Raw genomic sequence first — 13,199 nt, forward strand, 5'->3', positions numbered from 1 at the left:
GGACAGGCGCAATTCGCGAAGCATTATCTTAAATAACAGCCGCAAATCCTGACGGAATATGATAAAAACAAGACAGACACGCAAACGATAACTCTTACAACGCAACACAGGGTCGACCCGTCAATGATCCCACAAATTTCTCAGGCACCGGGCGTAGTTCAGCTGGTGCTCAATTTTTTGCAAGCACTGGAGCAACAGGGTTTCACCGGCGATAGCGCCACCAGCTACGCGGATCGCCTGACAATGGCGACCGATAACAGCATTTATCAGCTGTTGCCGGACGCGGTGCTGTTTCCCCGCTCGACCGCAGACGTCACGTTAATCACCCGCCTGGCTTCAGAAGAGCGCTTTAAAACCCTGGTCTTTACCCCGCGCGGCGGCGGTACGGGAACCAACGGGCAGTCGCTCAATAGCGGCATCGTGGTGGATATGTCCCGCTATATGAACCGCATCATCGAAATCAACCCGGAACAGGGCTGGGTGCGCGTAGAAGCGGGCGTCATCAAAGATCGGCTAAACCAGTTCCTCAAACCGCACGGCTATTTCTTTGCGCCTGAACTCTCCACCAGCAACCGCGCCACGCTGGGCGGGATGATCAATACCGATGCCTCGGGGCAGGGGTCGCTGGTGTACGGCAAAACTTCCGACCATGTTTTGGGCGTGCGTGCGGTGTTGATGGGCGGAGAGATCCTGGACACGCACCAGATGGCGACCGCGCTTGCCGAAGAACTTGGCCGCGAGCAAACCATAACCGGGCAGATTTACCGCACGGTGCTTGAGCGCTGCCGCGAACAACGCCAGCTGATCCTCGACAAATTTCCCAAACTAAACCGCTTCCTGACCGGCTACGATCTGCGCCACGTATTCAATGACGATCTTTCTAAGTTCGACCTGACGCGCATTCTTACCGGTTCGGAGGGCACGCTGGCCTTTATCACCGAGGCGAAGCTGGATATTACCCGGCTGCCGAAAGTGCGCCGCCTGGTAAACGTAAAATACGACTCCTTCGACTCGGCCCTGCGTAATGCACCTTTTATGGTGGAGGCGAGAGCGCTGTCGGTGGAGACGGTCGATTCCAAAGTCCTTAACCTGGCGCGGGAAGATATCGTCTGGCATTCGGTCAGCGACCTGATTACCGACGTGCCGGATAAAGAGATGCTCGGCCTGAACATCGTTGAGTTTGCCGGTGACGATGAGCCGCTTATTGAAAGCCAGGTTAGCTCCCTGTGTGAACGCCTCGATGCTCTGATAGCGTCGGGCGAGGGCGGGGTGATTGGCTGGCAGATTTGCAGCGAGCTGGCCGGTATCGAAAAAATTTACGGGATGCGTAAAAAAGCCGTTGGCCTGCTGGGTAACGCTAAAGGGCTGGCAAAGCCAATTCCGTTTGCGGAGGACACCTGCGTGCCGCCGCAGCACCTGGCTGACTACATCGTAGAATTCCGCGCGCTGCTGGACGGCCACAACCTCAGTTATGGCATGTTCGGCCACGTTGACGCAGGGGTGCTGCACGTTCGCCCGGCGCTGGACATGTGCGACCCGCAGCAGGAGATGCTGATGAAAAGTATCTCAGATGACGTCGTGACGCTGACGGCAAAATACGGCGGCCTGTTGTGGGGCGAGCACGGTAAGGGCTTCCGCGCGGAGTACAGTCCGGCGTTCTTTGGCGAGACGCTGTATGAGGAACTGCGCCGGATCAAAGCCGCCTTCGACCCGAACAACCGTCTTAATCCGGGGAAAATATGTCCGCCGCTCGGCGTGGATGACCCAATGATGCAGGTGGATGCGGTAAAACGCGGGACTTATGACAGGCAAATTCCTATCGCGGTGCGCACTTCATGGCGCGGGGCGATGGAGTGTAACGGCAACGGGCTGTGCTTTAATTTCGACGTGAAAAGCCCGATGTGCCCGTCGATGAAGATTTCCAGCAACCGCATACATTCTCCGAAAGGGCGTGCGACGCTAACCCGTGAATGGCTGCGCCTGCTGGCAGAACGTGGCGTTGACCCGCTCCAGCTTGAAAAGCAATTACCGGAACAAAAAGCCAGCCTTCGCGGCCTGATTGAGCGGACGCGCAATTCGTGGCATGCCAATAAAGGCGAATACGACTTCTCCCACGAGGTGAAAGAGGCGATGTCCGGCTGCCTGGCCTGCAAAGCCTGCTCCACCCAGTGTCCGATTAAAATCGACGTGCCGGAATTCCGCTCTCGCTTCTTGCAGCTTTACCACACCCGCTATTTGCGCCCGCTGCGCGATCACGTTGTGGCCTCGGTTGAAAACTATGCCCCGCTGATGGCGCGTGCGCCGAAGACATTTAACTTCTTTATGAGCCAGCCGTGGGTTCGCAACCTGTCCGAGAAGCATATCGGCATGGTTGACCTGCCGATGCTTTCCACGCCGACGCTGCAACAGCAGCTGGTGGGGCATCGCTCGGCAAATACCACGCTGGAGCAGCTCGAAAGCTACTCGCCGGAACGCAGGGCTAAAACGGTGCTGGTGGTGCAGGATCCGTTCACCAGCTATTACGATGCACAGGTTGTGGCGGACTTTATCAAGCTGGCGGACAAATTGGGGTTCGAGCCGGTTGTGCTGCCGTTTTCACCGAACGGGAAAGCGCAGCATATTAAAGGCTTTCTGCAACGTTTTGCCCGCACGGCGCGTAAAACATCTGATTTCCTCAATCGGGTTGCGAAACTGGGCATGCCAATGGTGGGGGTCGATCCCGCGCTGGTGCTGTGTTATCGCGATGAATACAAACACACTTTAGGCGATGAGCGCGGTGATTTTCAGGTGCAGCTGGTGCACGAGTGGCTCCAGGACATGCTGAAAGAGCGGGAAGTACAGAGCGCGGGCGGGGAAGCATGGTACCTGTTCGGCCACTGTACCGAAGTGACTGCGTTACCGACGGCACCGAATCAGTGGGCCGGAATTTTTGCCCGTTTTGGCGCGAAACTCGAGAACGTTAGCGTCGGCTGCTGCGGCATGGCCGGCACTTACGGCCACGAGGTGAAGAATCACGCCAATTCCTTGGGCATCTATGAACTATCCTGGCATCAGGCGATGCAGCGCCTGCCGAGAAACCGCTGCCTGGCAACCGGCTATTCGTGCCGCAGCCAGGTGAAGCGCGTTGAAGGCAACGGCGTTCGGCATCCATTACAAGCACTTCTGGAGATTATCGGATGATTTGGCGACGTGAAGCGACGCTTGCCGCGCTCAATAAACTGGGGGCGAATAACATGGTCGGGCATGTAGGGATTGAATTTACCCGTTTTGATGACAACGAAATAGAGGCCACCATGCCGGTGGATGAACGTACCCGGCAGCCGTTTGGCCTGCTGCACGGCGGCGCATCCGTGGTGCTGGCTGAAACGCTGGGTTCGGTCGCGGGCTACCTGTGTACCGAAGGCGATCAGAAGGTTGTTGGCCTGGAAGTGAATGCCAACCATATTCGCTCCGCGCACGAAGGCGTGGTGCGCGGCGTTTGCCGGGCGGTGCATGCTGGCCGCCGTCATCAGGTCTGGCAAATAGACATTTACGACCAACAGGACAGGCTGTGCTGCACCTCGCGGCTGACCACGGCGGTGGTTTAAGGTAATCCTTTGAGACCAATCACTCGCCTTTTTGAAAGGGCGAGTGATTGCGTTTTCTATAATAAAATAAAGAAAATACTATTTATTACTGCACATTATTTGCACCTGATGGGTAACAAATAAACGGCAGGCTATTATATCCATGTTGAAACTGAGCTCTTAAATTTTTGCCATCATGGTGAAAATGCTGGTAAAAAGCCCCCCTCAGGATGTTTATAACTTAAGGACATGGATATGTGGATATTACTGGCAGTTGCCTTGCTGCTTTTGCAGTTCAATAAAAAAGCCTCTATCGGGCTGCTGTTGATCACCCTGGTTTGGGCCGCAGTCGGCGGCGTTATCGACGGGCGCGCCGTTATTGCCCTGGCGGTAATCGCCGCACTCGCGCTGGCTTATTTGAAAGCTGGGCACCATAAAGTCGCCAGGTATTCGCTCGAACTTGTGCTGGTTGTAAGCGCCATCGGGTTAACGATGCATCTTATTCCGGGTTTCCATAATCCGAAGGTGCTGGATTCGGTCAATGCCGGGCCGCTGAGTGTCCCTTTCTCGATGTATTACAACTTCGATAAAGCGCTGGTGCCTTTCGTCCTGCTGGTGGTAATGAAATCGCTGTTCGTAAGCGAGCCAGAGTCTCGCCCGGCAAAACCATGGTGGGGCCTGCTCGTTGCTTCTATTCCCGCTTTACTGCTTCTGGCCGTCGCGCTGGGTGGGCTGAAGATTGAACCTCATGCCGCGCAGTGGCTGCTGCCGTTTCTGTTTGCCAATATCTTCTTTGTCTCTCTGGCAGAAGAGGCGCTGTTCCGCGGCTACCTCCAGCAGCGGCTGTCCGGGTTTATGCATCCGGTTCTGGCGCTGGTTATTTCAGCGGCGATTTTTGGCGCGCTTCATTTTGCCGGTGGGCCGCTGCTGATTGTGTTTGCCGCGCTTGCGGGCCTGATTTACGGCCTGGCCTGGATGTGGAGCGGCCGGCTTTGGGTGGCAGTGGCTTTCCATGTTGGGTTGAATGCCGCTCACTTGCTGTTCTTTACCTATCCTATGCTTCGGCACATTCCGCACTGATTTATTCCCGCTTACGGCCTGGTTTCCGGGCCGTTGCAGGTGACAGCCCTGAGCGTTCATGTAAAAATAGATTTTAATAAAACTCTATTTATCTGGGGGATCAAATGGGGCGTTCCAGTAAACAGCAGGCGGCTGAAAACCGTAACCTTATCGTCGAGAAAACCAGCGAGCTTTTTAAGGCCCGGCAGATAGCGGACGTCAGCATTCCCGACATCATGAAAGCTGCGGGCATGACGGCGGGAGGTTTTTATAAACACTTTGAGTCAAAAGAAGCATTAGTGCTTGAAGCCGCCGAACTGGCTTTTATTAAAGCAAGGGAGCGCTGGGACAGCATTGATGAGAATGACAAAGGCAGCGTACAGCACAACATTGCCGACTATTATTTCTCGCCAAAGCCTGCCCAAAAACGCTGCCCGATGCTGGCCTTCGGCGGCGACGTGATGAAAAGTAATGCTTCTGAACAGCTTGCAAAAGACTGTACCGACGGGATCAAGTCCCTGATGGAGTGTTTTATCGGGCACCCTCATGATGAGCAGGGCGCCGATGATGAAAAAAATCTTGTGCTGTTTGCTGCGATGGTCGGGGCGAATTATCTCGGTGAAATAAGTTCAGATCCTGCCTTCGCCGAGCGTCTTAAAAAGGCCGTTTTGGCCGCGATAAAATAACGCTGCCAGCGGCAAGTCAGGCTTTAACTCCCATCGCCGCGATGATTTCACTGGTGGTCAGAATTTCGTGGGCATACGTCGGGCCGTTGATATCGTGAGCGGCGTGCAGGGCTTCGTCCGTACGGGCGGATGTTGCGTCCCGCACCAGGGTGACGTGGAAGCCCAGTTCCATACCAATTCGCGCCGTAGCTTCGATGCAGGTATTCGCCATTAGCCCGACGCAGATAATCTTTTCCTTGCCGTATCTTTTAAGCTGATGCTCCAGATCGGTATTAGGAAAACCGCCGGAGCCCCAGTGCTCAGAAGCCACAATATCATCTTTGTGGATAGGGAAATCCTGATGCCAGGTTCCGCCCCACGATCCTTTGGCAAACGACTGCCGTGCTGCGCCGCTAAGCTGGTACGGCGTCGGGTATTTCCAGCTTACATAATCACCTTCTTCCCAGCGATGGTGAGGAACGTGGTAGACCTTAATTCCCGCCTTGCGCGCCGCGGCTACGATGTTAAGCAGGTTCTGGTGCATGTTGTGTCTGACGGCAATATCCTTGATTAACGGATAGAGTTTGCCCTCATCGGCCAGGAAGTCGTTATACAGATCCACGCACAGCAGCGCGGTAATTTCAGGTTCATAAACGGGATGGCTCATTTTCATTACCTCAGGGTTAGGCATTGTTCGTGCAAAATAGAGTATGATCATAATCTATTTTGCGCGACGAATTTTATAAACCCTGCGATGAGGTCAGTGTTATCTCGATAATAATCGCCACACCAGCCACGCGGTTCCGGCTATGGAGCACAACAAGCCGATGGCGGGGAAGAACGGGATGCCAAACGGCGTCCAGTTCAGGCCAAACAGCCACGGCATAACCACCAGCACCAGGGCGGCTAAAACGATGGCAAGCGCCAGGGTTGCCGCGGCACGTTCCAGTGATTTACCAAGATCGCTAATATTCTCCACGGAAATATCCGCGTGGAGTTTACCGTGGCGCAGTCTCTGCATAACCAGCCGCAGGGTCTGGGGCAGGGAATCGCCGCTGTCCAGAAGCTTGTTACCCAGCGCGAGCAGGCGTTTGCGGCTGCTTATGCGAGCGTAGCGCCTGAACATTTCTTTCTTAATGACCGGGCGAAGGATGCGGATAATATCAAACTGTGGGTCCATGCGGAGCAGTACGCCATCAGCGGTGATTAGCGCTTTGAACAGCAGCACCAGGTCGGGCGGAAGCGTAAGGCGAAACTCTCGTGCGGTGGAAAGCATATCGGTCAGCGCTTTGCCCAATTGAAGCCTGAGATTGCCCTGTTTTTGCAGAAAATAGTTGGCCGCCAGTTCCAGTTCGGTCAGGTTCAGCGAGTGCTCGTCACTCCATGAGATCAGGGCATCGACAATGCCGCTGGCGTCGCGTTCGCTGATGGCATAAATCAGAGACAGCAGCTCATTACGCCGCTCTTCACTGAGATAACCCACCATGCCGAAATCAATAAAACCTACGCGGTTTCCTTCAAGCGCCATCACGTTGCCAGGATGAGGATCGGCATGATAAATACGGTGCTCGAAAAGCATTTTTATAAACGCCTCAGAGCCTTTACGCGCCAGCAGCGCCCCGTCAAAACCGGCGGGAGCAAGCTGGCCGCTGTCGACGGGAGAAACGCCGGGAAGAAACGCCTGCACCACCAGCGTAGGACTGCACCATTCCCAATAAATTTTAGGAATGGCCACGTCTTCGGAGCTTGCGAATAGCTGATAAATTTTTTCACCGTTAGCGGCCTCATGGCAAAAATCCAGCTCCTGATGCAGCGCATTTTCCAGATAACGGACCAGCATCACCGGCTGAAATCGTGCCAGCGTTTCGCTTTGCTGCTCAACGCTTTCGGCAAGATAGCGCAGCAGGCGCAGGTCTGCTTTTATCGTGGCTTCAATCCCTGGGCGCTGGATCTTGACGATAACTTCATCGCCGTTTTTAAGGCGGGCACGGTGAATTTGCGCCATCGAACCGCTGGCGAGGGGCTTTTCGTCAAACCGGGCAAATATATCGGCGGGGGGAGCGCCAAGCGTAGCGGTAACCTGCGGTTCAAGCATCGGCCAGGGCAGCGGATTAGCGCCAGAATTTAGCTGACTTAGCGCCTGAGTCCAGGCTGGCTCCAGCAGATCGCTGCGGGTAGAAAGAATTTGCCCGAGCTTAACGAAGGTGGGGCCTAGCTCTTCGAATGCGGCGCATAAGCGCTCCGGCACAGGGCGCAAATCATGCTGATGATTACTGCTTAGCTTGTCGTGAAGAGAAGATAAGCCCAAAAGCCGCACGATATCCTGCAGGCCGTAGCGGAGCATCACTCCGGTTATCTCCTGCAACCGCACCCGGTCGCGAGCCGTGACCATAATCATTTTTATCATCTGGCTAAACTCCTTTTTTCCTTATCAGGAGGATAGCTGATAAATCGGCTATTAGTCCTGGAGCAAAATTTACGGCAGCTTGACTGAAACTTAGTGATACTTTGGTCAAATTAATACCTGTCGAGCACGCCTCCAATCACATAAATAGATATTTTCTATACATCTTTTCCCTTGCGGCGTTCAGCCGCTTTTCTTATTTGATATTTCCTTTTACACCAGTGGCTTAAACAGCTCTTTTCGCCATCGGCAAGAGTTTTACGACGGTCTATTCTTAGTAAAGACGCCCAAAAAAGCAGCGTTTCCCGAATACCCCTGTTTTCAGAACGTTGTATTGATAATTGTTATCATTAACATAAGGGTATCGGCCTTCGGGCGCAGAGACAAATGAGGTGATTAATGGATGTGCAAACCGGTTCCTTCGATCCCAGTGAATTTGCCTGGCAGGGGCTAACCCTGACCCCGGCGGCCAGCGCTCATATCCGCGAGCTGGCGGCGAAGCAGCCCGAGCTGCGGGGGATACGCCTGAGTATCAAACAGACGGGCTGTGCGGGGTTTGGTTACGTGCTGGACACGGTTACCGAGCCTAAGCCGGACGATCTGGTGTATGAGTTTGACGGCGCGCGCCTGTGGGTGCCGCTCTCCGCGATGCCTTTTATCGACGGCACCGAAGTTGATTACGTGCGCGAAGGCCTGAATCAGATCTTTAAATTTAATAACCCGAAAGCCCAGCACGAATGCGGCTGTGGCGAAAGCTTTGGGGTATAGGCGGTACTTATGTCTCGTAATACTGAAGCAACTGACGATGTCAAAACCTGGACCGGCAACCTCAATTATAAAGAGGGCTTCTTCACCGAGCTGCAAACCGAGCAGATTGCGAAGGGCGTAAACGAAGAGGTGGTTCGGGCCATTTCAGCTCGTCGTAACGAGCCGGACTGGATGCTGGAGTTTCGCCTGAACGCTTATCATGCGTGGCTGAAGATGGAAGAGCCGCACTGGCTCAAAGCCCATTATGAAAAGCTTAACTACCAGGACTACAGCTATTATTCCGCGCCGTCGTGCGGCAGCTGCGATGACAACTGTGCCTCTCAGCCGGGTGCGGTGCAGCAGCCAACTAACGCGTTTCTGACTAACGAAGTGGAAGAGGCGTTTAAGCAGCTTGGTGTGCCGGTGCGTGAAGGTAGCGAAGTTGCGGTCGATGCCATTTTTGACTCCGTATCGGTCGCCACGACTTACCGCGACAAGCTCTCCGAACAGGGCATTATTTTCTGCTCCTTCGGGGAAGCGATTCATGATTACCCGGAGCTGGTGAAGAAATATCTCGGCACCGTGGTGCCGTCCAATGATAACTTCTTTGCCGCGCTGAATGCCGCCGTAGCGTCCGACGGCACCTTTATCTACATCCCGAAAGGCGTGCGCTGCCCGATGGAGCTGTCCACTTACTTCCGCATCAACGCGGAGAAAACGGGCCAGTTTGAGCGTACCATTCTGGTGGCCGATGAAGGCAGCTACGTCAGCTATATCGAAGGCTGTTCTGCTCCGGTTCGCGACAGCTATCAGCTGCACGCTGCGGTGGTAGAAGTCATCATTCATCGCGATGCGGAAGTAAAATACTCCACGGTGCAGAACTGGTTCCCGGGGGATAACAACACTGGCGGCATCCTCAACTTCGTGACCAAGCGCGCGCTGTGCGAAGGTGAAAACAGCAAGATGTCCTGGACCCAGTCGGAAACCGGCTCGGCCATCACCTGGAAATACCCGAGCGTCATCCTGCGCGGCGACAACTCCATCGGCGAGTTCTTCTCCGTGGCGCTGACCTCCGGCCACCAGCAGGCGGACACCGGCACCAAGATGATCCACATCGGCAAGAACACCAAATCGACGATTATTTCGAAAGGGATTTCCGCCGGGCACAGCCAGAACAGCTATCGCGGCCTGGTGAAAATCATGCCGACGGCCACCAACGCCCGTAACTTCACCCAGTGCGACTCAATGCTCATCGGCCCGGACAGCGGGGCGCATACCTTCCCGTATGTCGAATGCCGTAACAACACGGCTCAGCTTGAGCACGAAGCCACAACCTCGCGCATCGGTGAAGACCAGTTGTTCTACTGCCTGCAGCGCGGCATCAGCGAAGATGATGCTATCTCGATGATAGTCAACGGATTCTGTAAAGACGTGTTCTCAGAGTTGCCGCTCGAATTCGCGGTGGAAGCACAAAAATTATTAGCCATCAGCCTCGAACACAGCGTCGGTTAAGGATTAAGGGAAAATTATGTTAAGCATTAAAGATTTACAGGTCAGCGTTGAGGACAAAGAGATCCTGCGTGGCTTAAACCTCGAAGTGAAGCCGGGCGAAGTGCACGCCATTATGGGGCCGAACGGCTCCGGCAAAAGTACCTTATCCGCGACGCTTGCAGGCCGTGAAGACTATGAAGTCACCGGCGGTTCGGTACAGTTTAAGGGCAAAGATCTGCTGGAGCTTTCGCCGGAAGACCGTGCGGGCGAAGGCATTTTTATGGCCTTCCAGTATCCGGTGGAAATTCCCGGCGTCAGCAACCAGTTCTTCCTGCAAACCGCGCTGAATGCGGTGCGTGAATACCGCGGGCTGGAGTCACTGGACCGCTTCGACTTCCAGGATCTGATGGAAGAGAAGATTGAACTGCTGAAAATGCCGGAAGATCTGCTGACCCGCTCGGTTAACGTCGGTTTCTCCGGCGGCGAGAAAAAGCGCAACGATATTCTGCAAATGGCGGTGCTGGAGCCGGAACTGTGCATTCTCGATGAAACCGACTCCGGGCTGGATATTGACGCCCTGAAAATTGTTGCCGAAGGGGTTAACTCCCTGCGTGACGGCAAGCGCTCGTTCATTGTGGTAACCCACTACCAGCGCATCCTCGACTACATCAAGCCGGACTTCGTGCACGTGCTGTATCAGGGGCGCATCGTTAAATCCGGCGACTTTAGCCTGGTGAAACAACTGGAGGAGCAGGGTTATGGCTGGCTTACCGAACAGCAGTAACGGCAACGCGCTCCAGCAGTGGCATCATCTGTTTGAAGCCCAGGGCACGGGGCGTTCAGAAGCGGCTCAGCAGCATATGCAACAGCTGCTGCGCCTTGGGCTGCCGACGCGCAAGCATGAAAACTGGAAATACACGCCGCTGGAAGGCCTGCTGAACAATCAGTTTGTGCTGGCGCCGCAGGGCGGGTTGACCGCTCAGCAGCGAGACGAGCTGGCATTGCCGGTAGATGCTCTGAGGCTGGTATTTGTGGATGGCCATTTTAGCGCGGAGTTAAGCGATGAGACGGCCGACAGCGGTTTTGTTATTACGATTGACGACAACCGCCAGACGCTGCCCGCCCCGGTGCAGGGCGAAGTATTCCTGCACCTTACCGAGAGCCTGGCCGAAACGGTTACCCACATTGACGTAGATCGTAACACACAGCCTAAGAAAACGCTGCTGCTGATGCACGTGACCCGCGGCAGCGGGCAGCAGGTAATGGCGACCGCCCACTACCGGCATCACCTGACGCTGGGTGAGGGCGCGCAGGCTACGGTAATAGAGCATTTTGTCAGCCTCGATGACGCCGCGCATTTTACCGGCTCACGCTTTACCGCCGAAGTTGCGGCTAATGCCCAACTGAATCATTACAAACTGGCGTTCGAAAATGCCGCCAGCTACCACTTCGCCCACAACGACCTGCTGGTTGCCCGGGATACAACGGTAAGCAGCAGCAGCTTCCTGCTGGGGGCAGCGGTGCTGCGCCACAACACCAGCACGCAGCTGAACGGCGAAAATAACCAGTTGCACATCAATAGCCTCGCGTTGCCGGTTAACAACGAAGTGTGCGATACGCGTACCTGGCTTGAGCACAATAAAGGCTATTGCAACAGCCGCCAGCTGCATAAAACCATCGTCCGCGATAAAGGCAGAGCGGTGTTTAACGGCATGATCAAAGTGGCTCAACACGCGATCAAGACCGACGGGCAGATGACCAACAACAACCTGCTGCTTGGCCGCCTTGCGGAAGTGGACACTAAACCGCAGCTGGAAATTTACGCCGACGACGTGAAGTGCAGCCACGGGGCGACCATCGGGCGTATTGACGACGAGCAGATGTTCTACCTGCGTTCACGCGGCATTAACGAGCAGGCCGCGCAGCAGATGATTATCTTCGCCTTTGCCGCGGAACTGACCGAGAGCATTCGCGACGAGGCCTTAAAACAGCAGGTGCTGGCGCGTATTGCCCGGCGTTTTGCAGGAGGCGAGGCATGAGTTTTCCCATTGAGCAGGTCAGAGCGGATTTCCCGATATTAAGCCGCGAGGTCAACGGGCAGCCGCTGGCCTATCTCGACAGCGCCGCCAGCGCCCAGAAGCCGCAGAGGGTTATCGACGCGGAGCTGGAGTTCTATCGTAATGGCTATGCTGCCGTGCATCGCGGCATCCACACGCTGAGCGCACAGGCCACCACGCTGATGGAAAATGTACGCAGCCAGGCGGCACGTTTCATCAACGCCGCGAAGCCGGAAGAGATTGTATTCGTGCGCGGCACCACCGAGGGCATTAACCTGGTGGCGAACAGCTGGGGCAACGCGAACGTGGCCGCTGGCGATAACATCATCATCAGCGCCATGGAGCACCACGCCAATATCGTGCCGTGGCAGATGCTGTGCGAGCGGACCGGGGCCGAGCTGCGCATCATTCCGCTGAATCAGGACGGGACGTTGCAGCTGGATGTGTTTCCGACGCTGATTGACGAGCACACAAAGCTGCTGGCGATAACCCACGTCTCCAACGTGCTGGGAACGGAAAATCCGGTGCAGGAGATGATTGCCTCCGCGCATCAGGCAGGTGTGAAAGTGCTGGTGGACGGCGCGCAGGCGATAATGCACCACGCCACGGACGTCGCGGCGCTGGATTGTGATTTTTATCTGTTCTCCGGGCATAAGATTTACGGGCCAACGGGCATCGGCGTGCTCTATGTGCGCGAAAGCATTCTGCAGGATATGCCGCCGTGGGAAGGCGGTGGCTCGATGATTGCCACCGTCAGCCTGACGCAGGGCACAACCTATGCGGCAGCGCCGTGGCGCTTTGAGGCAGGTACGCCTAACACCGCAGGGATAATCGGTCTGGGAGCCGCTCTGAGCTACGTTGAGAGCCTTGGATTAGATAAGATTAGCGAGTATGAGCGCTCGTTGATGAGCTACGCCCAGAATGCGTTGCAGGCCGTTCCTGACCTCGTTGTTTATGGTCCGACGGAGCGCCGCGGCGTGTTGGCCTTTAATCTTGGGAAACATCACGCCTATGACGTCGGCAGCTTCCTCGACAACTACGGTATTGCGGTTCGCACCGGCCACCACTGCGCGATGCCGCTGATGGCGTTTTACGGCGTACCCGCAATGTGCCGCGCTTCGTTTGCCATGTACAATACCCGGCAAGAAGTGGATCGCCTGGTCGCTGGCCTGCAGCGTATCCACAGCCTGTTAGGATAACGGAGACGGTC

The 13,199-nt window shown here is 55.4% G+C and carries 11 protein-coding genes; 9 read left to right on the top strand and 2 right to left on the bottom strand.

Annotation, left to right across the window (positions count from 1 at the left end; genetic code table 11):
- Positions 1-123 precede the first annotated feature (123 nt).
- From ydiJ to HMPREF0201_RS08085, 4 genes are all read left to right on the top strand, one after another.
- The gene (ydiJ, locus tag HMPREF0201_RS08070; RefSeq protein WP_016536066.1) at positions 124-3,180 is read left to right on the top strand and encodes a D-2-hydroxyglutarate dehydrogenase YdiJ; all 3,057 of its coding nucleotides are present in this window, start codon (positions 124-126) and stop codon (positions 3,178-3,180) included.
- Complete coding sequence (gene menI, locus HMPREF0201_RS08075; protein WP_016536067.1) at positions 3,177-3,587, top strand: 1,4-dihydroxy-2-naphthoyl-CoA hydrolase; 411 nt, start codon at positions 3,177-3,179, stop codon at positions 3,585-3,587. Before ydiJ ends, menI begins: the two co-directional genes overlap by 4 nt.
- A gap of 234 nt (positions 3,588-3,821) precedes the next feature.
- The gene (locus HMPREF0201_RS08080; RefSeq protein WP_039899248.1) at positions 3,822-4,646 is read left to right on the top strand and encodes a CPBP family intramembrane glutamic endopeptidase; all 825 of its coding nucleotides are present in this window, start codon (positions 3,822-3,824) and stop codon (positions 4,644-4,646) included.
- 104 nt (positions 4,647-4,750) lie between these two features.
- Positions 4,751-5,311 carry a TetR/AcrR family transcriptional regulator gene (locus HMPREF0201_RS08085; RefSeq protein WP_016536069.1) on the top strand — a complete coding sequence of 187 codons (561 nt, stop codon included), beginning with the start codon at positions 4,751-4,753 and terminating at the stop codon, positions 5,309-5,311.
- Positions 5,312-5,327: 16 nt separating this feature from the next.
- Here HMPREF0201_RS08085 and HMPREF0201_RS08090 read toward each other — a convergent pair whose 3' ends face one another.
- Complete coding sequence (locus HMPREF0201_RS08090; RefSeq protein ID WP_039898131.1) at positions 5,328-5,957, bottom strand: cysteine hydrolase family protein; 630 nt, start codon at positions 5,955-5,957, stop codon at positions 5,328-5,330.
- A 99-nt stretch (positions 5,958-6,056) separates the two neighbouring features.
- Entirely contained in the window at positions 6,057-7,697 is a 1,641-nt protein-coding gene (locus HMPREF0201_RS08095) for an ABC1 kinase family protein (RefSeq protein WP_016536071.1), read from the bottom strand.
- A gap of 396 nt (positions 7,698-8,093) precedes the next feature.
- Here HMPREF0201_RS08095 and sufA point away from each other — a divergent pair, with 396 nt between their 5' ends.
- Genes sufA through sufS form a run of 5 tightly spaced genes read left to right on the top strand, consistent with a single transcriptional unit; the run spans position 8,094 to position 13,188 of the window.
- Positions 8,094-8,462, top strand: a complete 369-nt coding sequence (gene sufA / locus HMPREF0201_RS08100) for a Fe-S cluster assembly scaffold SufA (protein WP_016536072.1) — start codon at positions 8,094-8,096, stop codon at positions 8,460-8,462.
- Positions 8,463-8,471: 9 nt separating this feature from the next.
- The gene (gene sufB / locus HMPREF0201_RS08105; protein ID WP_016536073.1) at positions 8,472-9,953 is read left to right on the top strand and encodes a Fe-S cluster assembly protein SufB; all 1,482 of its coding nucleotides are present in this window, start codon (positions 8,472-8,474) and stop codon (positions 9,951-9,953) included.
- A gap of 16 nt (positions 9,954-9,969) precedes the next feature.
- Positions 9,970-10,716: a Fe-S cluster assembly ATPase SufC gene (gene sufC / locus HMPREF0201_RS08110; RefSeq protein ID WP_016536074.1), complete on the top strand. Its 747-nt coding sequence runs from the start codon at positions 9,970-9,972 to the stop codon at positions 10,714-10,716.
- Positions 10,691-11,971, top strand: coding sequence for a Fe-S cluster assembly protein SufD (gene sufD / locus HMPREF0201_RS08115; RefSeq protein ID WP_016536075.1), 1,281 nt, complete (start codon positions 10,691-10,693; stop codon positions 11,969-11,971). Before sufC ends, sufD begins: the two co-directional genes overlap by 26 nt.
- On the top strand, positions 11,968-13,188 hold the full coding sequence (sufS, locus tag HMPREF0201_RS08120) for a cysteine desulfurase SufS (RefSeq protein WP_016536076.1): 1,221 nt from the start codon (positions 11,968-11,970) through the stop codon (positions 13,186-13,188). The genes sufD and sufS overlap by 4 nt, the downstream gene beginning before the upstream one ends.
- Positions 13,189-13,199: the final 11 nt, after the last annotated feature.

It is taken from the genome of Cedecea davisae DSM 4568 (genome assembly GCF_000412335.2).
GTDB classification, from domain to species: domain Bacteria; phylum Pseudomonadota; class Gammaproteobacteria; order Enterobacterales; family Enterobacteriaceae; genus Cedecea; species Cedecea davisae.

What these genes read in the sequence shown, in the direction of transcription:
- ydiJ (WP_016536066.1), top strand. Translation starts at nt 124, where the DNA reads ATGATCCCACAAATTTCTCAGGCACCGGGCGTAGTTCAGCTGGTGCTC.
- menI (WP_016536067.1), top strand. Translation starts at nt 3,177, where the DNA reads ATGATTTGGCGACGTGAAGCGACGCTTGCCGCGCTCAATAAACTGGGG.
- HMPREF0201_RS08080 (WP_039899248.1), top strand. Translation starts at nt 3,822, where the DNA reads ATGTGGATATTACTGGCAGTTGCCTTGCTGCTTTTGCAGTTCAATAAA.
- HMPREF0201_RS08085 (WP_016536069.1), top strand. Translation starts at nt 4,751, where the DNA reads ATGGGGCGTTCCAGTAAACAGCAGGCGGCTGAAAACCGTAACCTTATC.
- HMPREF0201_RS08090 (WP_039898131.1), bottom strand. Translation starts at nt 5,957, where the DNA reads ATGAGCCATCCCGTTTATGAACCTGAAATTACCGCGCTGCTGTGCGTG.
- HMPREF0201_RS08095 (WP_016536071.1), bottom strand. Translation starts at nt 7,697, where the DNA reads ATGATAAAAATGATTATGGTCACGGCTCGCGACCGGGTGCGGTTGCAG.
- sufA (WP_016536072.1), top strand. Translation starts at nt 8,094, where the DNA reads ATGGATGTGCAAACCGGTTCCTTCGATCCCAGTGAATTTGCCTGGCAG.
- sufB (WP_016536073.1), top strand. Translation starts at nt 8,472, where the DNA reads ATGTCTCGTAATACTGAAGCAACTGACGATGTCAAAACCTGGACCGGC.
- sufC (WP_016536074.1), top strand. Translation starts at nt 9,970, where the DNA reads ATGTTAAGCATTAAAGATTTACAGGTCAGCGTTGAGGACAAAGAGATC.
- sufD (WP_016536075.1), top strand. Translation starts at nt 10,691, where the DNA reads ATGGCTGGCTTACCGAACAGCAGTAACGGCAACGCGCTCCAGCAGTGG.
- sufS (WP_016536076.1), top strand. Translation starts at nt 11,968, where the DNA reads ATGAGTTTTCCCATTGAGCAGGTCAGAGCGGATTTCCCGATATTAAGC.